18 protein-coding genes and 1 riboswitch are annotated in these 24,263 nt (G+C 47.2%); of the genes, 10 read left to right on the top strand and 8 right to left on the bottom strand.

The features are described from left to right. Positions 1-29 precede the first annotated feature (29 nt). The 7 genes from D0C16_RS11235 to D0C16_RS11205 all read left to right on the top strand — a co-directional run bounded on the left by D0C16_RS11235 (position 30) and on the right by D0C16_RS11205 (position 7,784). The gene (locus D0C16_RS11235; RefSeq protein WP_151032472.1) at positions 30-1,913 is read left to right on the top strand and encodes a hypothetical protein; all 1,884 of its coding nucleotides are present in this window, start codon (positions 30-32) and stop codon (positions 1,911-1,913) included. Next, positions 1,913-2,407: a GtrA family protein gene (locus D0C16_RS11230; protein ID WP_151032471.1), complete on the top strand. Its 495-nt coding sequence runs from the start codon at positions 1,913-1,915 to the stop codon at positions 2,405-2,407. Before D0C16_RS11235 ends, D0C16_RS11230 begins: the two co-directional genes overlap by 1 nt. Before the next feature lie 16 nt (positions 2,408-2,423). Beyond that, positions 2,424-4,007: an NAD(P)/FAD-dependent oxidoreductase gene (locus tag D0C16_RS11225; RefSeq protein WP_151032470.1), complete on the top strand. Its 1,584-nt coding sequence runs from the start codon at positions 2,424-2,426 to the stop codon at positions 4,005-4,007. Positions 4,008-4,051: 44 nt separating this feature from the next. Next, positions 4,052-4,975 (top strand): phosphatase PAP2 family protein, encoded by a 924-nt coding sequence (locus D0C16_RS11220; RefSeq protein ID WP_151032469.1) that lies wholly within the window; start codon positions 4,052-4,054, stop codon positions 4,973-4,975. A gap of 172 nt (positions 4,976-5,147) precedes the next feature. Next, complete coding sequence (locus D0C16_RS11215) at positions 5,148-6,371, top strand: serine hydrolase (RefSeq protein WP_191968693.1); 1,224 nt, start codon at positions 5,148-5,150, stop codon at positions 6,369-6,371. A gap of 17 nt (positions 6,372-6,388) precedes the next feature. After that, positions 6,389-7,078: a TfpX/TfpZ family type IV pilin accessory protein gene (gene tfpZ, locus D0C16_RS11210; RefSeq protein ID WP_304487113.1), complete on the top strand. Its 690-nt coding sequence runs from the start codon at positions 6,389-6,391 to the stop codon at positions 7,076-7,078. A 235-nt stretch (positions 7,079-7,313) separates the two neighbouring features. Then, positions 7,314-7,784, top strand: coding sequence for a pilin (locus tag D0C16_RS11205; RefSeq protein ID WP_151032466.1), 471 nt, complete (start codon positions 7,314-7,316; stop codon positions 7,782-7,784). Between the two features lie 53 nt (positions 7,785-7,837). Here D0C16_RS11205 and nadC read toward each other — a convergent pair whose 3' ends face one another. After that, a complete protein-coding gene (gene nadC / locus D0C16_RS11200; protein ID WP_151032465.1) occupies positions 7,838-8,692 on the bottom strand; it encodes a carboxylating nicotinate-nucleotide diphosphorylase in 855 nt (284 codons plus the stop codon). Positions 8,693-8,909: 217 nt separating this feature from the next. Here nadC and D0C16_RS11195 point away from each other — a divergent pair, with 217 nt between their 5' ends. Beyond that, on the top strand, positions 8,910-11,495 hold the full coding sequence (locus tag D0C16_RS11195) for a DUF1631 domain-containing protein (RefSeq protein ID WP_151032464.1): 2,586 nt from the start codon (positions 8,910-8,912) through the stop codon (positions 11,493-11,495). 63 nt (positions 11,496-11,558) lie between these two features. Here the strand turns inward: D0C16_RS11195 and uca are convergent, their stop codons facing one another. The 6 genes from uca to D0C16_RS11165 form a co-directional block, all read right to left on the bottom strand. Further along, entirely contained in the window at positions 11,559-15,158 is a 3,600-nt protein-coding gene (gene uca, locus D0C16_RS11190) for an urea carboxylase (RefSeq protein ID WP_151032463.1), read from the bottom strand. A 72-nt stretch (positions 15,159-15,230) separates the two neighbouring features. Continuing rightward, entirely contained in the window at positions 15,231-15,872 is a 642-nt protein-coding gene (locus tag D0C16_RS11185; protein ID WP_151032462.1) for an urea amidolyase associated protein UAAP2, read from the bottom strand. Positions 15,873-16,036: 164 nt separating this feature from the next. Next, positions 16,037-16,771, bottom strand: coding sequence for an urea amidolyase associated protein UAAP1 (locus D0C16_RS11180; protein ID WP_151032461.1), 735 nt, complete (start codon positions 16,769-16,771; stop codon positions 16,037-16,039). Between the two features lie 19 nt (positions 16,772-16,790). Continuing rightward, the gene (locus tag D0C16_RS11175) at positions 16,791-17,567 is read right to left on the bottom strand and encodes an ABC transporter ATP-binding protein (RefSeq protein WP_151034898.1); all 777 of its coding nucleotides are present in this window, start codon (positions 17,565-17,567) and stop codon (positions 16,791-16,793) included. A gap of 69 nt (positions 17,568-17,636) precedes the next feature. Beyond that, positions 17,637-18,455 (bottom strand): ABC transporter permease, encoded by an 819-nt coding sequence (locus tag D0C16_RS11170; protein WP_151032460.1) that lies wholly within the window; start codon positions 18,453-18,455, stop codon positions 17,637-17,639. Between the two features lie 105 nt (positions 18,456-18,560). After that, a complete protein-coding gene (locus tag D0C16_RS11165) occupies positions 18,561-19,637 on the bottom strand; it encodes a putative urea ABC transporter substrate-binding protein (RefSeq protein ID WP_151032459.1) in 1,077 nt (358 codons plus the stop codon). A gap of 68 nt (positions 19,638-19,705) precedes the next feature. Then, a riboswitch (guanidine-I (ykkC/yxkD leader) is annotated at positions 19,706-19,825 on the bottom strand. Between the two features lie 498 nt (positions 19,826-20,323). Here D0C16_RS11165 and D0C16_RS11160 point away from each other — a divergent pair. Then, positions 20,324-22,720, top strand: coding sequence for a DUF1631 family protein (locus D0C16_RS11160; protein ID WP_225318989.1), 2,397 nt, complete (start codon positions 20,324-20,326; stop codon positions 22,718-22,720). Next, the gene (locus D0C16_RS11155) at positions 22,717-23,079 is read left to right on the top strand and encodes a PilZ domain-containing protein (protein ID WP_151032457.1); all 363 of its coding nucleotides are present in this window, start codon (positions 22,717-22,719) and stop codon (positions 23,077-23,079) included. Before D0C16_RS11160 ends, D0C16_RS11155 begins: the two co-directional genes overlap by 4 nt. On the opposite strand, the gene D0C16_RS11150 is transcribed toward D0C16_RS11155, so the two are convergent. Next, positions 23,076-24,161: a phospholipase A gene (locus tag D0C16_RS11150; RefSeq protein WP_151032456.1), complete on the bottom strand. Its 1,086-nt coding sequence runs from the start codon at positions 24,159-24,161 to the stop codon at positions 23,076-23,078. The two genes, D0C16_RS11155 and D0C16_RS11150, sit on opposite strands and share 4 nt — an antisense overlap. Positions 24,162-24,263 lie beyond the last annotated feature (102 nt).

Genomic DNA, 24,263 nt, shown 5'->3' with positions numbered 1-24,263 from the left:
TCTCCATTTTTATAAGGAAGCCAGGGTTCATGTGGTTAGCGTTATTTGAGGTCAAAATCGCACGGTATTTTGCAGGAAATAGCACTGTGCATTACTCGGGGTTGTGGGCGGGTATATTTTTTTTATGGGTATTGTTTTTTCCATATGCCGGAATAATGCATGACGCGCAATTGTATACATTACAGGCGCTCTCTCATCTAGCTCCAGAGCTTTACCAAAATGATATTTTTCTGCGTTTCGGCTCGCAAGATAGCTTTACACTTTTTAGCCCAGTATATGCAGTCCTAATTGAATTATTAGGAGTTGAATCGGCCGGTGCTTTAATTACACTCGCGGGTCACTGTTTATTTTTTAGTGCTGTTTTTCTGCTTGCAAAGAGAATTTTGTCCTACAGTGTTGCGATTTTCTCTGTGGGACTGATTTTGGTGCTTTCAAGTTCCTATGGTTCGGAGCGCGTTTTTTTCTACATTGAACCTTTTGTTACCCCCCGCATGTTGTCGGAAGCATTTACTCTTTTCTTCATAGCTGCGTGGCTTGATAGGAAAAAAATAGCGGCGACGGCGCTCTTACTGGTCGCGCTATTACTTCATCCATTAATGGGCATGGCTGGCGTAATATTTGCTCTGTCAAGTATATATATGGCTCATTGGCGAAGGTTGTGTTTACTTGCCGTTGCAGTTATCGCGTTGTTGTTAATTGCAAATAATGCGCAGTTGCTAACTCGCTGGCAGTTTGATGCAGAGTGGCTGAGCATAATCGAAGATCGCAACACTTATTTATTTTTCTATTTTTGGTCAATGGATGATATTGCCAATGCATTGGTGCCGTTAATAAGTCTGATTAGTGCCTGCATTTTCGTCAGCGGCGATACCGAAAAGCGATTAGCGGTTGCAGCTGTATTTACCTGCGTTTTGGCAGTGCTTGTGCATGGCATAGGCGGTGACGTTTTGCACCTAACCCTGGTGACTCAAGGGCAGGCATGGCGCTGGTTTTGGTTAGTCACCCTGGTGGCCATTTTACTTTTGCCAAACCTAATTCTGAAGCTTTGGGAAGTAAAAGCAGAGGGTAAAACAGTTGCAATTACGCTAATCGCCGCTTGGTTAATGCGTAGCCAATTAACAGGGTTAGTGGTGGCTGTGTGGGCGTTGGTTCTCGTTCTTGCTTTGAAAAAAAATTGGGGAACTGTGCTTTTTTGGGCGTTCAGTAAATGGATGGGGATCGCGTTATTGTTTCTGCCTGTGCTGTTATTAGTCGTGGTTAGTCATTTCCATATTGGGGTCGTTACTGCGTTATTTGATGGTTCGCGGTTGCAAGATTTTTCTGGTGTTTGGCATGAATGCGCGTTGCCACTATATCTGTTTTTTGTTTGTGTATTGGTCTATGTGTCTGCTTATAAAACTGTGCATATACCTGTAATTTTTAGCTTTTTCCTTGCGGCATGCCTTGCGTTTTGGTGTTTGGGCAAAAGTTGGGTGCCAGAAAATAGAGTGGCAAAAACACAGCGTCTGGAGAGGCTCAGAGAACTTATACCCATCGGCGAGGATGTTTTTACGTTTGGCCCGCCAGCAACGATCTGGATTAGCCTTCAACGTCCTAGCTATTTATCGGGTATCCAAATGGCAGGGATCGTATTTTCTCGCGCTACCGCAGTGGAGGCCAATCGGCGTGAAAAGGCAATATTGCTCTTATGCCCCAGTACAGATATGGACTTTTGTAAACGCGAACGAAACCAATGGATACGCTCGATTAGCGATTTTACGCCATTTTGTAAGACCGCCGGCGTGAGATTTGTAATGAGTTCGTTCCCGCTTGCGGCAAAAGGTTTGATTGAAGCAAAGCTTTCGGGTAACGAGCCTTCAACGAACCTATATCAATGTGATAACAAACAAACCCATAATCTTGGAAGAATCTAATGCAGCTTCTGAAATTGATGTTAATGCCTTTTTTTACCATATTTTCAAATGAGTCGTACTTTGTTCGCCGTCTTGAATTGGTAGGCGAATTAAAATTTTTCTTGGGCAGTAAATATTACCTATTGTTGCTGCAATTTTGCCGTTATGTGTTGGTGGGCGGTGTAGCATTTGGGGCGGATTTTATCGTCTTTAACAGCGTGCTAAGTCTTGGTGGGCATTACATTTTGGCGACCTGGCTAGGTTTTTTGGTTGGCGTAACGGTAAATTATTTGATGTGTGTGTGTTGGGTGTGGCGTGGCACGCGCGCGCGTACACGGAGGGATCTTGCTATTTTTATCCTCATTGGAATTGGTGGCCTAATGTTGACATCAGTTTTGATGGTCGTATGTGTAGATCTATTAGCGTTTGATGCGCGAATGTCCAAAATTGCCATTGCGATAATGGTGCTGTTTTGGAATTTTGGTTTGCGCAAAATTTTTGTTTTCTTCAGATAGGTTTGGGTTGTATCGCATGAAAAAGGTCGCATTAATTATTGGGGCAGGGCCAGCCGGCTTGACGGCGGCGTTCGAGATGTTGGAGAAAAACAGCGGTATACATCCTATTATCTTGGAGTCCACAGATCGTATCGGTGGAATTTCCTGCACGATTAATCACAAAGGAAATCGAATAGATATTGGGGGGCACAGATTTTTCTCAAAAAGTGATGTGGTAATGGATTGGTGGGCTAAGCGCATGCCGCTTCAGTCGGCGCCATCTCAAGATGATATTCTACTGAAACGAGAAAAAGCTTGGGCGGAATCGGGCCCGGATCCGGAAAAGGAAGATCGCGTTATGCTGATTCGCCAGCGAATTTCGCGAATTTTCTACCTGCGCAAATTTTTTGATTACCCTATTTCGTTAAAGCTGGGTACCATTTTAAATCTTGGAATAGCGCGTACGATTTACGCTGGTTTTGGTTATCTTATTTCTCAAATTAAAAAGCGCCCATCCGAGGATTCACTGGAGAATTTTTTAGTCAACCGTTTCGGTGTTCCGCTTTATAGAATGTTCTTTGAAGGCTACACAGAGAAAGTGTGGGGCATGCACCCAAAGAAAATTTCTGCTGAATGGGGGGCTCAGCGTATCAAGGGATTGTCTCTATCAAAAGCCGTTTTTTCCGCATTAAAAAAAGTTTTTGGTGCTAGAGCGGATGCAGCTGATCTGCGTCAGAAGGGAACTGAGACTTCTTTAATTGAACAATTTTTCTACCCGAAGTTGGGGCCAGGCCAGTTATGGGAGTGCGTGGCGGACGATATCCGCAAGATGGGAGGCGAAATACATATGCTTCACAAAGTGACTGAAATTCACTTGCAGGGAGACCGTATAGCTAGTGTGAGTGCGGAATGTAATGGTCAAGTAGTTAGCTTTGATTGTGATTTTTGTTTATCCACAATGCCGATTAAAGATCTAGTCAAAAGTATTGCGGGCAGCGACATTTCAGCAGACGTACACAGAATTGCTAAAGACCTTCCTTATCGCGATTTTATGACAGTCGGAGTATTAGCTAAAAAGCTTAAGATTAAAAATGAGACGGACATACCAACTGTTGGCAACATCGTCCCAGATACCTGGATTTATATTCAGGAGCAAGACGTAAAACTATGCCGTTTGCAAATTTTCAATAACTGGTCTCCTTATATGGTCGATGACCCTAATAATATTTGGGTTGGATTAGAATACATGTGTTCAGATCAGGATGATATTTGGAAAATGTCCGATGAAGAATTTATTCGTCTTGCGGTAGCTGAGTTAATCAAGATCGATATACTGGATGCAGAGGACATTCTAGATACCTGTAGAATTAGAATAGAAAAAGCCTATCCCGCCTATTTCGGAACTTACAATGAGTTTGACAAGATAAAGACGTTTCTTGATGGGATTTCGAATTTGTATTGTATAGGTCGTAATGGACAGCATAGATATAATAATCAGGATCATTCGATGTTGACGGCGATGGAGGCGGTAAATTGCATTATGGATCCGTCACGACCGCGTAGCGAATTATGGTCAATCAATTCTGAGCAGGAATACCACGAAACAAAACAAAGCAATTAAGTTTTATTTCAGATAGTCAACGCTAAATTACGCAAAAAAATATAATGAAGAAATCATCGCTTTCATTTTTACACTTGGTATTAATTAAGCCTCTTTCGAGGCAGGAAATTGAAGTAAAAGCGCTCATTTTTTTTTCGTTATTTTTTTTCGTGGCATTTTTGAAAGTTGGCCAGATCTGCATGCCATCATTTCAAGGGGGACGGTTTGCCTTTGATCACTACACTCTGCCCCTTTTGTTGGGTAGTTTGATTGTTTTGGGTGTGGCTCGAAATAACTGGCGTAAAGTCGTGCTGCTATTCCTATTTCTTGTGTTGTCGGTTTATTTCCACTTCAATTTCAAGTCTTGGGCGCCAATAATTAACCCTAATAATTATGACCCAGAACTGCATGCTCTCGATGTTATCTTGAGGTTTCCTGGGTTAATAAGAGATGTTAGGTTTGACCTCTATAATTACTTATCGTTTGATTTGAATTTTTTATATCATAACTTATTTGTGTTTAATTTTTTTATTGTTAATCTTTTTATGGCATTTAAAGGGTTTGGAAGGTTGCGATCCCTGAATCTTGCCATTGGGTTGGTTTTATTGGTTGGCGGCGTCCTTTATTGGGTGATTCCGGCAGCTGGGCCTTTCGTTTATTTTAATAGTTATTATTTTGAGGTTAATCTCCAGCAGGCAGAGATGCTCGATACCTATAATCAGATAAAAAATACCGGAGTAATCCCAGAAGGATTTTTTGTTTCTGGATTGGCAGCTATGCCTAGTTTGCATCTTGCACATGCTACAGTGTTTTTAATTTATTCAATGTCGTTAAGTGTTTTCTTTAGGGTTTTATTTGTATTGAGCTGGTGTGTTTTCTTTATAGATAGCATGGCTTTAGGGTGGCACTATTTTATTGATATTCCAGTAGGTGTTTTGTTAGGTATTTTGGCTAGCAAATTTTCGCTGCGACAATTTAAAACAGTCTAAAGTCAGTCCTCAATTATTTGTTTGCTCTATGTAGGGATGGGTTTGGTTGCCGTTAAGCGGCATATGTAATCCAGGTATAGGTGATTTTTTTTTGTGTCATCGGTATCGCTTTTTTTAGGCGCAGCCGTGAGAAGGGGGCGATCTTTAAAGGGGGGTAACCGCTGTGAGGTTAGTGAAAGCGAAAGCCGTTAAGTATTTCGTTACTACGGTGGTAGTTGCGGTGTCTTTTTGGCTTTATTTCCAGATTGATACTTATCCCTATAAGGTGGCGCGCTGGTTTCAACCCTACGAGGCCTTTGTAGTTAATACTTTTGCGCAAGGATGTTCGACTGAATTCTCTTGGCTGAAAACTCTTCCTGAGTATGCGGTTCAGGAGCGCGGAGCTTATTCTGTGCAGGCGGTGTTTTTGTCGCCGGAGAAACATTTGGAAACCTGCAACCTTGGCTTTAAGGATAAAATGTTTGGCGAGCCAATTCGGGACGGTCATCGATATCGGTATGCCAGTACCACAAAGCTAATAACATCGGCCGCAATCATGCGACTCAAATCACAAGGCTTAATTAGTCTTGACGACAAACTGGTTAGCTTTCTTCCGGAACTTACCGAGTTTAAAGACGTAAGGGTTCGTCAAATTAGCATTGCCCACTTGCTCAACCATCAAGCTGGTTTTAATCGCTTGAGTCTTAATGGAGATCCAATGTTTCTAAGGCAAAGCAGGCCTTGGTGCCCGAAGAGCCTGGATAGATTGAAAACACTTACGCTCGGTTTTGCTCCCGGTCAAAAGCAAGTTTACTCAAACGAAGGTTATTGTCTTTTAGGTGAAGTGATTCGCCGCGTGACCGGTGAGCCGTATCGAAGTTATGTCGAGCGTGTGTTTACATTGGCGGCGCGTGATATCAAATTTGCCGGTGACCACTTTGATCAAGATGAAGTCAGGTATGATTATCGCTACGAGGAATGGTACAACGAAACTTACTTGGGACTTTTTGATTTTGACTCACTTTCCTCGTTAGCGGGATTAACGGGCTCTGCAGCGGCCTTGGCTGGATTGTTATGGGATATCAAACATCATTCCTCTTTTCCTTTTGTGCCGCCTTCGCCCGCGCAACCTTGCAGCTTTATCAGCAATAGCCGCTGTGTCTTTAACGGAGTGTTTCAGTATCAGCCTGAAAAAAATGGAATGGCACTTTATTACCACGAAGGGTACTTGCCCGGATCTTCTTCTATTGCCGTAGTTGATAGCTATGGTGGTGTGACTGTTTTGTTGCGAAGTGGCGCCGATAAACTTCAGGGCAGTCCCTCTAACGAATGGATTGTGTGGATTTATAAACAGCTAAATATTCATTACACGATGCAGGGTGTTCTACCCTTGTTGAGTGCATTACCTGAAAACTAATCATATTGAGATAATTTATGCGATTTAGATTGCGTTACTTCGCAGCGCACTTGCTACTTTCTTTTTTTGTCGCGCTAGCGTCATTGTATTGTGTGTTCGGAGTTTGGTATCCATCGCCACTCGATGTAGGTTTGGGAGTTACTGGCATATTTATGTTGTTGCTGGGTGTTGATGTAATAGTTGGACCATTGCTGACGTTATTGGTGGCAAAACCAGGTAAGCGAACGCTAAAAATGGATTTGGCAATTATTGGAATATTGCAGGCGATCGCTCTTGGGTATGGCTTATACATCGTGGCACAAGGGCGTCCGGTGTGGTTGGTATACAGCAATAAACATTTTGTGGCCGTTCAGGCGTATGAAGCTGTAGTGCGCGGGGAAAATACTAGCAAGGATTTTTCGTTATCATTTAGTGGGCCTAGCTGGGGGGCGGTGTCAGATAAGGCGACAGATCAAGGGGCTGACGCTGCTTACAGCCAGAATTCTTTGGTCCCTTTTAACGAGCGGTCACATAACGCATTCTCAAATGCGCTTCCTATTGAAATTCTTAATCGTTTTAATGACAAAGCGAAGGTGGAGTCGATATTGCTGCAATATCCAGAATCTGACAGTTATATTCCTATGGCAGCTAAAAACAAGTCGTTGGTTGTTTTGGTGAGCAAAACGCAAGAAAAGTTAATTGCGATAGTGGAACTGGCTCCATGGTAGCTCATGAGATTTTTTGTGCAGCATTAGCCACTCAGTTTTTCGCTACCGTCTTCTTTCACTTTGTGACGTTTTGCGTCAACCGAGTAAAATGAAATATAACTCTACGCCATAACTGGAGTTTCTTTTTGTTCCAATTTTCTTGGAACCTCGATTTTTACTGCGTATTTTTTTGTTTTTTTAAGCTGGCTTGAAACTTGCTGACCAGGGATAGCAACGGCCTTTTTTGGACTCTAAGATGAAAAGATACAATTCACATGGTTTTACGCTAATCGAATTGATGATTGTAGTAGCAATCATTGGAATTCTTGCAGCTGTTGCGCTCCCCTCTTATCAGGTTTACGTTGCCAAATCCCAAGCATCCAGAGTGATGTCCGAAGCCAGTAGTTTGAGGGCATTGGTAGAAAGTTGTTTGAACCAAGGTTTAGTTGTAATCGGGGGCGCTGATGGAGAGTGTGATCCTGGCGCGGTTGGTTCTAGTCTGATCGATGGCGCCTCGCAAACGGGCGCGGTTTTGCCTGCGGGACAAGGTGTTCCGCAAGTCGCGATCGCTGTGGGAGGCGAGGTGACAATTGTTGCAACCTTCGGTGTGAGTGCAGTACCGGCGCTATCTACTAGAACTTTGACATGGACGAGGACTGCGGAAGGTTCATGGAGCTGCGCTACCACACTCGACGCTCCTTATCGCCCTAAAGGCTGTGACCTCTAGCCGAAACGGGAACTGCTTAATCCATTTCCGGTGAGCATGCAGTTGCGTGGAAATCAAGTCAATCTCATCGACAAATCCACCGCCCTGCAATGTTTCGTGAGCGCTCCAATCGAAATAAAATCCACCCCGGTTTCTGCCGTAGGAATCAGGGTGGCTTCATTGATATTTCCGGATGCCTCGAGTTTTGCGCGCTTAGCTGTAATTTCCACTGCTTTTTTCATATCTTCAATAGAAAAATTATCAAGCATAATAATATCCGCTTTAGCAGATAATGCCTGCTCCAACTCATCAAATGTTTCTACCTCGACTTCTATCGGTTTTCCCGGCGCAATCTGATTTGCCCTCGCAACTGCTTGGACTATTCCACCACAAGCAGCAATATGGTTTTCTTTAATCAAAAAGGCATCGTAGAGGCCAATGCGATGGTTATGGCAACCGCCACAAGCAACGGCATATTTTTGCGCAGTCCGCAGTCCCGGAATGGTTTTTCGCGTGTCCAGCAGTTTTACTTGGGTATGCGAAACACGCTGAGCATATTGGCGGCTGATGGTGGCAGTACCTGAGAGTGTTTGTACAAAATTAAGGGCAGGGCGCTCGCCAGTTAATAAGCTGCGCGCGTTGCCTTTTAAGCTAAATAGCAAGCTGTTTGCTGCTACCTGTGCTCCGTCTTCCACGAACCAGTTGATTTCAACTGTGGGATCTAGCTGGCTGAAAACTTCTTCAACCCAGGCTTTACCACAAAAAACACAGTCGTCTCGAGTAATGATTCGGGCTTCAGCTTGTGCGTCGGCGGCAATTAATTGGGCAGTAATATCGCCTGCACCTATGTCCTCCTCGAGTGCCATTGCAACGGTTTTGGTTATATCTTCGCGTAATGTGGGTAGATTTTTGCTATAAAAAATATTCATAGAAAGTGTCGAATAATTAAACAGATTATTTGATAAAAGGGGGCTAAATGGCGCGTTTTTCAGCCTTTAATTACTAAATATACTTAAAAACAGCAAAACAGGCCTAGTGGTTATAACTGTTTGTGATATGCCTCTCGATCCTGTCATTTGCCTATTTGGTGTCTCTTGCCCTTGGTTATACTTCAATTACGCAAGTTTTTACTAATGGTAATCCACCATGTCTGAGCATCTCAAAGCAGACCCCAAAAAGGTCGTTCAATTAAATGTAGAGCGGAATTCTACCGCGAATTCGCAAGTTGCACTCGCGCGTTTGCCTGCTGCAATGCATACATTGCGTGATAAGGCTCGCCAGCAGCTGCAATTATTTTTGCGCGAGCTGTTCGATAAAGTGGACGACGCCATGTTTGAGTTGGCAGATAAAGCCAACAATAACCATGACCAAAATATCTTTTTTGACTCCATGCGCGAGGTACGTATTCGCCGTCGCGCAATGGAAGCTGCTTTTTTCCGTAGTGTTGATATCAGCTTTGCCCGTCTATTGGACCCCAATGCCTACCGCGATGAAAAGCAAGCGAACGATAGTTCTGTGTCGTTGGATGATCTGTCGCTGGTTAAAAACGACGAGCTGGAGGAAATGGTTGCGGTTGACGGGATGGTTAACAAAGCCAACGAACAGTTCAGTGAAGCTATCCAGCATTTGACATTACGTATTGATCATTTGGTGCCGATTAAGGTTTACCAAAAGAATAATCCGCTGGGCGTCGACGTGATTTGCGGAGCATTTATCGACTCCACTAAAACACTCAATGTTGATGTTAAGGCCAAGTTGGTATTGTTCAAGCTGTTTGACAATATCGTAATGTCAAAATTAGGCAGGTTTTTTGATGTGCTCAATCAAACATTGGTTGATGCCAATATTTTGCCGTCGCTGAAACAGGCTTCGCGCGCACCCAAAAAAGCTACCTCCAATGTTGCCGATAGCTTTGGTAAAGGGCTGAGTGCGGAAGTCGATATGGGTTTGCAAGCAGCGCCTATTGGCGGCGGCTTTGCGCCAAGCTATGACGAGCAAACAAATCAAGTGCTAAGTCAGTTGCGCAATTTGCTAGGTTCAAGTCGTAACACTGCACGTGTGCAATTGCCCGGTGAAGAAATTACCACGCAGGATTTAATTAAAATTCTGTCGTTGGCCCAGCAACAAAATAGTTATAGCTCACCACTTGCCATGGGGGGCGTAACGGGAAATTTGCGCTCGATGTTAAATGAGCTACTGCATCAACAAACCCAAACAGCGGCTGCGATTAATCAGGTTGATGATGACGTGATTAATCTTGTCAGTATGATGTTTGAATTTATTCTGGATGACCGCAATTTGGCGGCTCCCATGAAAGCGCTGATCGGTCGTCTACAAATTCCTATGGTGAAAGTAGCTATTGCCGACAAGACCTTTTTTAGCAAGGGCGGCCATCCTGCTCGTCGGTTATTAAATGAGATGGCGATGGCCTGCTTGGGGTGGCAAGAATCCACAGAAGAAAGCCAACGCAAAGATAGCCTCTACAGCAAAATGGAAGAGACTGTGCGTGCTGTGCTCACGGAGTTTGATACCGACATGGGTATCTTTGAGCGCTTGCTGGTGGACTTCCGTTCTTATTTGGACAAAGAAAAGCGCCGCGCACAAATTCTAGAGCAGCGCACCATTGATGCAGAAGACGGCAAGGCAAAATCTGAGCGTGCCCGCGCACAAGTGGATGCAGAATTAAATCGCATTTGTATGGGAAAAGACCTGCCTTTGGCGGTGACAAAATTATTGCGTGAAGCATGGGCCAACGTAATGTTTATCACCAGCTTGAAGCAAAGTGTAGATAGCGATGAATGGCGTAATTGCTCTGCCACTGCGCAGCAATTGGTGTGGAGTGTGACAGCGCCTATGGATAAAGATAATCGCCAGCGGCTATTAAAGTTGGTTCCAGATTTGCTGCAAAAGTTGCGAACCGGTCTGGAAAGCATCTCATTTAGTCCGTTCGAAACCACTAACTTGTTCAAGCAATTGGAAGTGGTTCACTTGGCGCGGTTACGTGGCGAACCGAAAGCACAGGCTGATACTGCCCCCTCCGTCTCTGCCGATGCACTGGCTGTTAAAGCGCAAGAATTGGCCGCCAAAAATGCAAGTATGAAGGCAGCAATGGTTGAGGCTCAGCAAAAAGCGCAATTAGCGGCGAATGCCGAGGCGGCAAAATTAAAAGCAATTGCAGAGGCGGAGGTTGTTGCTGAAGTTGTTGTTGCAGCCCAAATGCCTGTAGTAATTGATGTGGTGAGTGATGTTGTTGTGCCGCAAGCCGAGACTCCAGCAGTTGAAGCTGAAATTGTTGCGCCGGTTGAAAATGTTGTAGTAGAAAATTCTGCGAGTGCAGAAACAATTACTGATGCAAGCGAACCAGTTGCCGTGGCGATGACGGAGGCTGTTCCGCCGGTTGAGGTAACCGTTGAAGACGAACCTGTTGTGCAGAGTATTCAGGCTGATTCACAGCATCTCGCTCTGGTTAATAACATTACCCAGGGGACCTGGTTTGAAATGCAAGGCGAGGCCGGTGAAAAGTATCGTTGTCGTCTGGCTGCAATTATCCGCTCAGTTGGGAAATATATTTTTGTTAATCGCTCCGGCATGAAGGTGGCCGAAGAAAGCCGGGAAAGTTTGGCGATTGCATTGCAAACCAAACGCCTTACAATATTGGATGATGGCATGTTGTTTGATCGTGCGCTCGAAGCAGTAATTGGCACTTTGCGTGAGCAGCGCATGACTAGTTAAGTTTTTGTTGTTTGTTCTCCTTGGATGTTAACCCGGCCTGCGCCGGGTTTTTTATTTTATGATTCAAGTCTCTTCCAATACCACCAGCGTCTGCCCCGCCTGTACTCGCGCCCCATCATTTTTTAACAAGTGAGTGATTTTTCCGGCGCAGGGGGCGCTGATGTTAATTTCCATTTTCATGGATTCGAGGATTAATAAAACATCGCCCGCCTTAACTTGCTGCCCGATTTTGACTTGGGTTTGCCAGACGCTGCCGGAGACGGAGCTGTCTACGCAAATGGCATCTTCAGAAAATTCTTGTTCGGTTTCGCTTTCGATGGTTTCAGGTTGTTCGTAGTTGGATTGGCCGTTGGCGTGCCAGCGGGCGAGTTCTTCATCGAAGGCCTGTTCGCGTTTTTCAGTAAAGGCGCTGATATCTTGCTGGTTCTCGGCGATAAATTTTTGGTATTCCGCGAGGCTGAAGCGAGTTTCTTCAATGCGGATATCGTAGCGGCCCAAGGGGAAATCGCGGCGAATTTTTTGTAGCTCTTCGGCGCTCACCTCGTAAAAACGAATTTGATCGAAGAAGTTCAGTAGCCAGGGCTGCTTGAAAGCTTGGGTGGTGCGGTAGCGATTCCACATTTGCAAGGTGCGGCCGACAAATTGATAACCGCCGGGGCCTTCCATACCGTAAACACATAAATAGGAGCCGCCAATGCCGACCGAGTTTTCCGCAGTCCAGGTGCGTGCGGGATTGTATTTGGTGGTGACCAAACGATGGCGTGGATCTACCGGAGTTGCCACTGGTGCCCCCAGATAGACATCGCCTAGCCCCATCACCAAATAGGAGGCGGAGAATAAAATATCTTTCACTTCCTGAATGGAATCCAGGCCGTTAATGCGGCGAATAAATTCCAAATTACTTGGGCACCAAGGCGCATTGGCGCGCACCGATTGCATATATTTTTGAATCGCCAATTGGCAGGCTTCATCATCCCAGCTGAGTGGCAAATACACAGTGCGCGAGGGCACGCTGAGTTGGGTGAGTTGCTGGCTCAGGGATTTTTCGGCCGTTTCCAAATGGGCCAATAGACTTTCCAAACTTAATTGCTGGCTGTCGTAATGGATTTGCAGTGAGCGAATCCCGGGTGTCAGTTCGCGCAGGCCTGGCAGGAAATTTTGTTGCAGCCACTGCATAAGTGCGTGCGCGCGGAAGCGCAATTGAATATCCAATTCCAGCGGGCCATATTCCACCAGCAGGAAGTGATCACCGGCGACCCGGTAAATAATATCTTCACCAAATTCCTGCGCCGATAATTTTTTAACAATCGGCGTGTCTATTGCGGCAATTTGCGCGTTGTAGGTAATTTCGCCGAGTTGTTGCAGCGATTGGATTTGCGCTTTTTCAATCGCTACGGCATCGCTAATACTTACCGGCGTGAAGCGAATTTTATCGCCCGCGCGCACTTGTCCCAGCTTCCACAAATCCGCGCTTATCACTGTAGCTGGGCAAACAAATCCGCCCAGCGAGGGGCCATCGGGGCCGAGAATGACGGGCATATCGCCGGTGAAATCGACCGTGCCGAAGGCGTAGGCGTTGTCGTGAATGTTGGATGGGTGCATACCCGCTTCGCCGCCAGAACTGCGCGCCCACTGGGGTTTGGGGCCGATTAAACGCACACCGGTACGACTGGAGTTGTAATGCACTTCCCAAGCGGTGGCGAAAAACGTTTGTATATCCTCACCGGTGAAAAAATCCGGCGCGCCATGAGGGCCGTAGACCACGCGCAATTGCCATTCGTTGGTAATGGAGGGAACCAAGGCTGAGGGCAGCGCGGCGGAATTGATGGCGCGATTGCAATCGCTGGCGAGCGCCAACACATCGCCCGCGCGCAGCGCGCGGCCATTGTGACCGCCGAATTGGCCGAGCGTGAAAGTCGATTTCGCGCTCAAATAATCCGGGCACTGAATGCCGCCGGCCACACAGAGATAAGCGCGTGCACCGGTGGTGATGCGCCCCAGCTGCAATTGCTGGCCCGCGTTCACTGCAACTATTTCATTGGCAGCAATGGCAATACCATCGAGTTTTGCATCGATTTGTGCGCCGGTAAGCACAATTTTTGTAGCGCAACCAAATTTCAGCGTTGGGCCTTGTAAGGTAATTTCCAAGCCGGCGGCTTTGATGTCATTGTCGAGCAGGCGATTGCCCAGACGGAATGAATAACTATCGAAGGGGCCGGAGGTGGGAACACCCACATGCCAGTAACCCTGGCGTCCGGGGAAATCCTGAATGGTGGTTTGGGTTCCGCCTTGGATCACATCAATGCGTGCTGGCTTAAATACAAAGCTGTTTAAATAGCGCGTGGTCATTTTGCCTTGCTGTAATTTTTCATCCTGCAACAGGCTGCGCAAATAACCCAGATTGGTTTCAATGCCGTAAAGCTGGGTACTTGCCAGGGCATTGCTCAGGGTTGCCAATGCCTCGGTACGATCGCTGCCTTTGACAATAATTTTGGCGAGCATGGGGTCAAAAAACGCAGGCACTTCTATGCCGCTTTCAATCCAGTGATCGATCCGCAGTTGGTCATTAAGTGCGGGGAATTCAACCTTGCTGAGTAAACCGGCGCAGGGTTGAAAATTCAGTGCCGGATCTTCGGCGTAAACGCGCACTTGAATCGCGTGACCCTGGGGTGTGAGTTGATCGCGCAACTGGCGAATATTGCCCAGTTCGCCGGCGGCTTGCTTGAGCATCCACTCCACCAGATCCACACCATAAACCTCTTCAGTAACCCCGTGCTCCACCTGCAAGCGGGTGTTTACTTCCAGAAAATAAAATTTGTTGTCGAGCGAATCATAAATAAATTCTACGGTACCGGCGTTGCGGTAACTGACTGAGGCGAGCAATTGTTCCGCCACTTTTTGCATAGCGCTGCGCTGTGCGTCCGGCAAATTGGGCGCAGGGCATTCTTCTACCACTTTTTGATTGCGTCTTTGGCTGGAGCAATCGCGCTCGCCAATGGCGACGGCGGTGCCTTTGCCATCGCCAAATACTTGCACTTCAATATGGCGTGCGGCGGCAATAAATTTTTCCAAAAATACGCCGTCATCGGCAAAGTTATTTTTGCCCAGGCGTTTGACTGAATCGAAGGCCGCAACCAATTCTTCTTCGCTATTGCACAACTGCATTCCAATACCGCCGCCCCCGGCAGTACTTTTTAACATGACCGGATAGCCGATTTGCGCGGCCGATGCCCGTGCCTCCTCGATATTTTTTAAAAGGTCGGTGCCGGGGCAGAGGGGAACTTGTGCGGCCTGCGCCAATTCGCGCGCTTTATGTTTTAACCCGAAGGTGAGCATCTGTTCGGCGGTGGGGCCGATAAATACTATGCCCGCCGCTTCGCACTCCGCCACAAAGAGGGAGTTCTCGCTTAAAAATCCGTAGCCTGGGTGAATTGCCTGAGCGCCGGTTTGCTGTGCCAGTGCAATTATTTTTTTGCGATCCAGATAGGTTTGGGCGGCGGCGCCTTCGCCCAGTGAGTAGGCTTCATCGGCGAGGCGAACATGCAAGGAATCGACATCGGATTCTGCGTATACCGCGACCGATTGAATGTTGAGTTTTTTGAGGGTGCGAATAATGCGGGTGGCTATGGCGCCGCGGTTGGCGATCAGGACTTTGGTGAACATTTCCGGCTCCGGCGGGTCGTCCCGCAGGTAGTTTTTACGACAGTGGTCGTCCACTGAAGATGATTCAAAAATTTAATTCCAAACGATCACTTCAATCGGCGTAGGGTTATAGCCATTGCAAGGATTGTTTAATTGCGGGCAATTGGATATCAGCATCACAATATCCATTTTCGCTTTCAGCTCCACGTATTTTCCCGGGGCAGAAATGCCATCCTCAAAGGTGAGTCCACCTTGTGCGGTGACGGGAACATTCATAAAGAAGTTGATGTTGTGGGTAATGTCGCGCTTGCTGATATGAAATTCCGGGTGTTCGGCAATTGCCAGCATCCAGCTGTCGCGGCAGGCGTGCATGCAGCGCTTTTCCAGACTGTAGCGCACGGTATTGCTCTCGGTGGCGCAGGCGCCGCCCAAGGTGTCGTGACGGCCGCAGGTGTCGGCGACGATTTCCAATAATTCATTATTGGCGTTGGACATTAATTTGGTGCCTGCACTTAAATACAAATTGCCTTGCGTGCGAATGGTGTCCATCGCACTGTAGCGTTCGCTGGGATCTTTGGCGTTGTAAAATAAAACATCCGCCGCTTGATTGCCTTCCAGATCCACAATGCGAAAGGTTTGGCCTTGTTTAATTTCACCCAAAAAATAATCGCCGGCTTTTACATGATGGCGCGCGACAGACGTTTCAGGATGTAGATTGCTTGCTAGAAGTGACATTTTTTTGCCTCAATCAGTTGATCGTTTGCTCCACTCTCCTGGATAAGTATTTTTCACGACACGCCGTGAATCAATCCTTGGAGGCTCGTCGTCGACTTCCTTGTCTCCGACAGTCGTGAAAAATATTATCCCGGATAGCTCCGCCGACGTTTTTTAGCTGCTTTTTATTGGACAGCCAAATAATAGAGTTGGTTGTTGTGAAATCCGCGCTGGTTTTCCGGGCGGAAGTTTTTGCAGAAATCATCGTCGGTGACGGGGTCTGCTTCGCCCAATTCAATCTGTACGGATTTAAACGGGTATTTTTCAGCGGAGCTCAATGGATGGGGGCAAGCGTGCATCACCACCAGAGTGTCCATTTCAAAGCGCAAGGTGACGCTGTTGCCCGCCGCTTGATTTTGGGTATCCAGCGAAATATTGCCGCTGTCATCGGCAACGACTTTGCTAAACCAATTGATGTTAGCGGCCATGTCGGCGCGCCCCATACCGTATTTGGCCAGCTCTACCAGAAAGGCGTCATAACCATTTTGTAGCCATTGATTGCGATCGGTTTGATAATCGCGCTGGCCCCAGCGGCCCGCCACTATCTGTGCGTTGCTATTGCCGCATAGGGTATCGTGCCAATTGCCTGCGCCATTGGCAGAGTAGTCTTCTATGATGGAAGCGAAAATTCGTCCCATATCGGAATACAAACAATTGCCACGCTGCAATTTAAACGTGTGTTGGCATTTGAGTGTGTCGGGGGCGTTGTAGCGCTCCAATAAATTGCGCGGGTTGTAAAACAGCATGCCGAGGTTAGCACCGCCTTCGATGTCGGTGATTTTCATCAGGCTGCCGCGTCGCAATTCCAGCGACCAGTGGCCGTTGCCGGGAAGGGTGGTGGTGTACAACATCTTGCTCATGGTGATCGATCCGAAAAAATTAAAGTTCCAGTGGTTCTTTAGTCAGTGTTTGCAATTCACTGGGAAGTTCGCTGCTGCGGCGGGTAACCGGTAGGTCGTAAGTGATGCTGGCGCCATAGGCGTTGGGCGCTTGATTGTCGCGGCGTAATTTGTCGAATACCCAGAGGCGGGTGCCGAGATAAAAACCTTCACTTAAATCGTGAGTCACCATAAACACAGTTAACTGGTGCTCGCGCCAGAGCTTTAAAATCAATTGATGCATGTCGGCGCGAATGCCCGGGTCCAGGGCGCCAAAGGGTTCATCCAGTAATAAAATACGCGGTTGACGAATTAGCGCCTGGGCAATGGCCAAGCGCTGTTTCATGCCGCCAGATAATTCGTGTGGATAGCGATTAATCGCATGACTTAAGCCTACGGATTCCAGCAGTGCTTTGGCTTCCTCGACCACCTTGCGTTTGCGGCTGCCGAATAATTTTCCCAGCAAGGGCGAGTGTTCAAATTCCCGCGCGATTATCACGTTTTGCAATACGGTCAGATGGGGAAATACCGAGTATTGTTGAAAGACTATGCCGCGCGATTGATCCGGCTCGTCCGGAATAGGTTTGCCTTCCAGTAATAATTCACCGGAGCTGGGTGATTCCATCCCCAGCAGCATTTTCAAAAAGGTACTTTTGCCGCAGCCGGAGGTGCCGACCATGGTGATAAATTCACCGGCGTTGACGCTCACGTTCATGCGTTCCAGCACCACGTTATCGCCGTATTTTTTCCACAGATTTTTTGCCTTGATTAATGGCATGGCTTTAGCTCGTTTCTGTTCAAGAATTTTTTTATCGAACGGAAGAATTGTCATAGCAGTTTCCGTCCATTAATTCGCGTTAGGGTAATGCCAGGGGAAGCAAAACCGACTGATCTTGGCGAGTAGCCAGTCCACCAAAAATGCCAAGAGGGTGATCCAGGCCACGTAGGGCAAAATCACATCCATAGACATATAGCGGCGCACTAAAAATATGCGGTAGCCCAAGCCGTCGGTTGAGGCGATGGCTTCAGCGGCAATTAAAAATAACCAGCCCGCGCCCAGCGACAGGCGCACTGCATTAATCAGTCGGGGCAATAATTGCGGAATTAATACGCGGACTAAAATTTGCCAGGTAGAGGCGCCCAGCGTTTGCGCTTTGACTAATTGTTCTTGCGGAATTTCCTGCGCGCAGCGCTGAATATCGCGCGCAATAAAGGGCGCAACACCTATTACGATTAGGGCAACTTTGGAGAGCTCGCCCAAACCGAACACAATAAATAAAATCGGTAGTAGGGCCATGGGCGGCACCAGGGAAATAATCGTTAGCAGCGGCGCTACTGGTGAATGAATTGAAGGAATAGCTCCGGTGAGTAGACCTATAGTAAAGCCGAGCACGGCGGCGATAAAAATGCCCATGGTTAAACGGTAGAGACTGCTGAAAGTATCCTGCCAAAATAAATATTCACCGCTGCGTTTACTCGGTTCAAAGGCCAGCGAATGAATCGCATCGCCCATTTGCGCAAAACTGGGCAGGAGTTTGTCGGTAGCGTTTTCAGCCAGGCGTGCATCAGACGCTATTAAATAGACAAAAAAAATGGCGATGAAAGGTATAAGCCCAAGCAGTAAGCGCGTGGGTTTAGAGGGTGTAAGATTTATTAGTCTTTTCATAAGGTGGTAAAGCTAAGTAGTGGGAAAACTTTTTTACTTAATGTTAAAGGCTAAGGTCACCCCACCTCGCGCCGATGCTCTGGCGAGGCAGGGCGAGGTGCCGTGTTAAAGTTTTTTATCGGCAGCCATTTGCATGTAAGTGGTATCGAAGCGCAGTTTCACGTTCTTCTTATCACCATAGACGCCTTTGGGGCCTTCTACGCCGATATATTTTGCGTCCGGTGCGCCTTCCCCCAGTAGGCCGTGATCAAGAGAAAACTCGGCGACTTTTTGCATGGTTTTTAACAGCTCGTCGCTGTTCACCAGATCGAGTGCGGAGGCGGGGGTGTAGAACATCTTGGTGCTGGCCAGTTGGGATTCGAAACCAGCAAGGTCGGTGCCTGAGGCGGTCGCCATGGCAGTTTTTGCGGTCGCGGCGGCTTTATCTGCTCCGCTCATCACTCCCATAATTTCATACCAAGCGCCGACGAGAGCTTTGCCCAGCGCCGGATTGGCTTTGAGGGTTTTGGTGTTTACCACCATCAAATCCATAATTTCGCCGGGGATTTTGGAGGAATCGAATACTTTGGTGCTGTTGGGCTGGGTGAGGATTTCGCTCAACAATGGGTTCCAGGTAGTGACGGCGGTGACGTCTTTAGTGCCGTAAACCGCGACCATGTCGGCATCGGAGGTATTAACTACTTTCACGTCTGCTTCTTTCATGCCCACAGATTCAAGCGCGCGTGCCAGCAGGTAGTGAGACACGCTCAGCTCTACCAGGTTGACGCTTTGGCCTTTGATGTCCTTCAGGGTTTTGTTGGCGCCTTTGAGTACTACGCCGTCATTCCCGTTGGAGAAGTCGCCCACAATCAATGCGGTGGAATCTACCCCGCCGGCGGCGGGAATGGTGAGAGCGTCCATATTGGTCATCACACAACCATCAAACTGACCGGCGGTGTATTGGTTAATCGACTCAACGTAATCGTTGATTTGAACGATTTCGACCTCAATGCCGTATTTTTTTGCCCACTTGTCCATGATTTTCTGTTCGTCGGCATAGCCCCAGGGCATCCAGCCCACGTAAATGGACCAGCAGACTTTAAACGGTTCGGCAGCGGAGGTTAGCGCAGTGGAAAATAACAACGACAGAGCGACTAATGTTTTGGTCAGTCGGCTTTTGGTGAGGCGAGCGTGGTGCAACATGAGCAACCTCCAAGGGTATGGTGACAGCGGCTTTTTTAATAGGGAGCACTCTGGCGGTTAGGCCAACAATCTCCCGGGCTTTTATCCCGCCGTGTAACCCCTGTCGCTGATATCCAGCCTGAGGTCGAAAGCTCTCGGACCAGACATCGCAGAACAATTCTGCAACCGGAACCCTAGCTCTCTATTTACAAATTGTGGTTAACAAATTGTGTAGAACAGTTTGTCGAATAGCCAAAACCACCCAGAGTGCGGATCAGTTATTACAATAGTAGCCTTCGCAATATGGGTGCCAATGTGTTAACGGACTGATTTTTAAAGGTATTTGTATCTTGGGAGATATGCTGGATTATTTGTCATGCACCAATATGGGTTGTCATGGTGGTGCAGGGTGATTTGTTTTGGTGCAGTTCTTTTGTAACTAATTGTGGTGCTGATATCCTTATAAAATGTAATTTTTATCGACACATCAGGCAGTTACAAGAATATCGTGCTATTTTTAATCAAGTGCGTTTGTGTGTGGAACTATTTTTCCAAGCTGATAAGATTGGCGCACAGGACAACCTAATTAAGACTCACTCACGCGTCTCCAGGTTTTGCAGGCTCAGTTCTTCGAAGCAACAAATGATAAAAGTTGGGAGCTTCTGGGCTAGGGAAACATGACCATCATGGAAAAACACGGAATAACTATGCGCAACTCAGGCTTACCGGGCTCTGATACTCAAAAAACGTCGACTTACACATCAGTCGCTATGTCAGAGCAATTGGTTATCCAACATTTAAAACATTGTCGCGATCTTACGCGCGGCTTTGCTTATCGGGTTTTTCCCAATTTTTGGCGGCAGTGGTGCAAACAGGTTTTGGAAATTGCGGAGCAGGCCAAATCTAACAAAGAGCAAATTGCCCTCTATGAAATACAAAACCTGCTGTCCGCCGTTCAGCAAGCGGCAGAGCAGGAGTTTTGCCAGCATCTGGCAAATGGATTCGTAAAATTCAAAAACAAATCATTGAACACACTAACGGGTGAGGAACGTTTTAGCGGCGATATCCTATCCTTGGTAGAGCATTCAGACCTGGAAGAAACCATCGCAATTACCTCTATTACCCATCGCGCAGATAATTTTTTTGCCGATCACTTGTGGGCTTTTCAACAGCGCCTCGCGTTACTCAATGACGGTGAAAAAATTGATGAGCGTAGCAATCCGGTCAGCCCGGTGCAATTTTGTGAGGCGTTGCGCAAGTTGCTCGCGAATCTGGATGTGGATGTTAAAACCAAGATCATAGGTTACAAGCTTTTTGATCAAGACGTTGTCGGTTTGCTAGATGAACTTTATCTGGAATTAAATGATTATCTGGTTCGTCAAAACCTGTTACCCAATTTGCGCTTTGTCCAGAATAATCAGGAAAAGGCTACGGGTGCTGCCAAGCGCGAGGAAGTGGTCGCAGATGATCCCCTTGATACTGTGGTGACTCCGGCCGAGCAACAAACTGAAGAGGAAGCACAGCAACATCATCGCCGCGCGAGCGATAAATTACTGAGCGGTTCGCTGAACCCCAACGATATTCAATACCAAACCAGTTTGCTCAATGCAATTCGATTGTTGCAGGTCCATGTAACTCAGCAGTTACCTGCTGTGCAGGCAACCCAGGTGTTGCATCCGCAGTCAGTTCCGGGTGCGGGGGCGCAAGTTGCTGCAGGTGCTCCGGTTTTGCCGGCGAGTTTGCAGGTGTATTCCCAGCCGCAGTTGGTGGGCGTGCTGGAGCATATGCAAACCCAGGCCTTAAATTATACGCAGCAAGCATTGGCCAATCATGAGACTGGCCCAGTGGCGATTCAAATGCAAAGTGTGGCTGATGTGGGCCGCACTATGATGGAGAAAATCGCCAGCGAAAGTGAAAACGGTGCTGTGGAAGCGGGCGATATGCAGACCATAGATTTGGTCGGTATGTTGTTTGAATACATGTTGTCCGACGATCACTTACCCGATTCGGTGAAAGCGTTGCTCAGTTATCTGCACACCCCTTTCTTGAAAATTGCCTTTATCGACAAGAACTTTTTCGAGCAGCCGGAGCATCCAGCTCGCGTGCTGTTAAATAGCCTCGCTGAATCTGGCGTGCGCTGGGTCAGCAATGATGGCAGTGATCAATACGATATTTTTACCAAGATCAAAACTACCGTATTTCGCCTGCTGCAGGAATTCAAAAACGATGTACGTATTTTTGCCGAGTTGTTGATTGAATTTAATGCCTATACGCACAACGTTGCCCGTCGTCAGGAGTTAATGGAGCGACGCGCGCTTGAAAAAGCCCAAGGCGAAGAAAAACTGCGCGAAGCTAAAATTCAAGTGAACACTGAAGTGCGTAGCCGCACAGATAATCGCGAAATGCCTTCAGCGATTTTGCTGCTGTTGTTACAGCCCTGGTCAGATTATTTGTCATTTGTACTGCTGCGCTACGGCGATAAGTCCGATAGTTGGAAGCGCGCGCTGCAAGTGATTGACGATTTACTCTGGTCCATCGAACCCAAAACCAAGCAAGCGGATAAGGTTCGTCAAATGGAAGTGCAGGATGAATTGGCGAGTGCGCTGGAGCGCGGTTTTGAGACCATAGGTTACGAGCAGGCAAAAGGGCGTAAGCTTTTGGATGCTGTCGTCTCCCTGCAGCGCATGGCATTGTTGAGCCGTAAAGCGGAGCCGGCGCCGGCGCCTATGCGGACTAAACTGGAAAGCCTGGCGGCGGAAAAAGCGGGTCATATTTCCGAACAGTCGCAAGAGCCTTCGCCTGAAGAGGCGAAAATTGTCGACAGTTTGAAGATGGTGGAATTTGGCACCTGGTTTGAATTCGAAGGTGGCAAGCGTTTGAAGGTGGCTTGGTATAACAAAAAAACCCAGCACTATATGCTGGTGGATCAACAGGGGCGCAAGGTGTCCCTGGCGGCCGGTTTGCAATTGGCGCGCGACATGCTCGCTGGTCGCGCAAAAATTATTGCCGGTAGTACCAAACCTTTCTTTGAGCGCGCGCTGGAAAATATCTATCACACCTTGAACGAGCGTGCCGACGCGCTGAAAACCGGGAGCGGATCATGACCCATAGTTGCTCACGTGAACATGACCGGGAGTTGGAGCGCCACACTATCAACGGCGATGTAGACGTGTACGATAACCTGCGCGATTTATACGTTGGTCGTTTGGTCAATATTCATGCGCAGGGATTAATGGTGGTTGGCGATGTCGCCATGGAGGAAGATCGTATTTACACCTTGGATCTGCATGTGCCCGAACCGGTAAATGGCCAAATGGTTATCCAGTTGGGTGTCGATTGTTTGTGGACACGCGATGCCGATTTATCGGGGAAGCACTGGACGGGCTTTTCGATTATTGATGTTTCACCTCAGTCGTCTGAATCGATTCGGACACTGGTGAATATGCTTGGCGAATCGCTTTAAAACAAATCGGTAAATACAATACCCAACGCAAATACTTCCTGATCCGCGTTGTAATCAATCAGGCTGTGGCCATAGCCATTAAAATATTTAAATTGTCCGCGCAGGTTAGTGCGAACCGGAAAGCTCCAGCCTAGTTCCATAGCTCCTTTGTTATCGGCATCAAAATTATTACGTAACATGATGTTGAAAATGTTATCGCCTTTTTCATAAGCACCCGTAAATTCAAAATGCCCCATGTAATGAGTGATATCCGGATTGTCATCGCCGTCGGGATCGCCCGGGTATTTCTGCTCGGGTTCAGATATCCGATACCAGGGGCTTAGTGCAAAAATAAATCGGCCGCGCTCAAATACGCTGTTCATCATTACTCGGTTCCAACTGCGCGATTCAATTCCACCTTTACCGTTTGATTGATGTGTGAGGGCTACTTCGTTTAGTACATTGCGAAAACCAAAAATTTCCCAGTCATTGGTAAAGCTCAGCAATAGTTCGGGTTGATGATCAATTTCCCGAAACGGTGCTGAGTCGGCATCGCTATAAATTTGCCAAAACGAATGATTGGTATAACCCAGATACAAGTGCCCGTTATCATCAAAAATATTTTCATAAATCAGAATTTTGGTGCTGAATTGAAATTCAGCTTCCGCATGCCTTAAATCGGCAAGGGCTTTTTCTTCATCATCATTTTTAAGGTAGGGTTCGGTATTGGTGTGAGTTATATAGCTGATGGGCGAAAAATAATTGCGCTTGTGTGGAGTCAAAATAAAGCGGTTGGAGCGATTGAGTGCCTCCATGGTCATGCGGCGTTTTAATAACCGACCTTCCGGATTAGTTTCCGGGGATGTGGAGCTGACAACTTGCTGCTCTTCGATTTGCGGCGCCGTATCGGTGTTTTGGTTGAGATACAGTTGACGGCAGGCTTCGTGCAGTTCCGCAATTGTCATGGCGGTGTCGGCAGTAATTACCGATGATTGCAAACAGGTGTTGATGGCTTCAGTGGTGGGTTCCTGTGCGCCAAATGCCTGAGGGTGGAGTAGTGCAAGTGCGAGGGAAACGTAACGCAAAACTTGTTGTGATCGCATCGAGAGGCCTGAATGAGGTGCAGTGCATTAGGAGGCCTATTGTATGCCGTCAGACGCGATAGACAAGTTTGCCGGTTCAATTTCCGGAGTAAAGAAATAACA

It is taken from the genome of Cellvibrio sp. KY-GH-1 (genome assembly GCF_008806975.1).
In the GTDB taxonomy this organism is placed as follows: Bacteria; Pseudomonadota; Gammaproteobacteria; order Pseudomonadales; family Cellvibrionaceae; genus Cellvibrio.
Note: the sequence above shows the minus strand (reverse complement) of the source record. Positions and strands in the feature narration are given on the sequence as shown.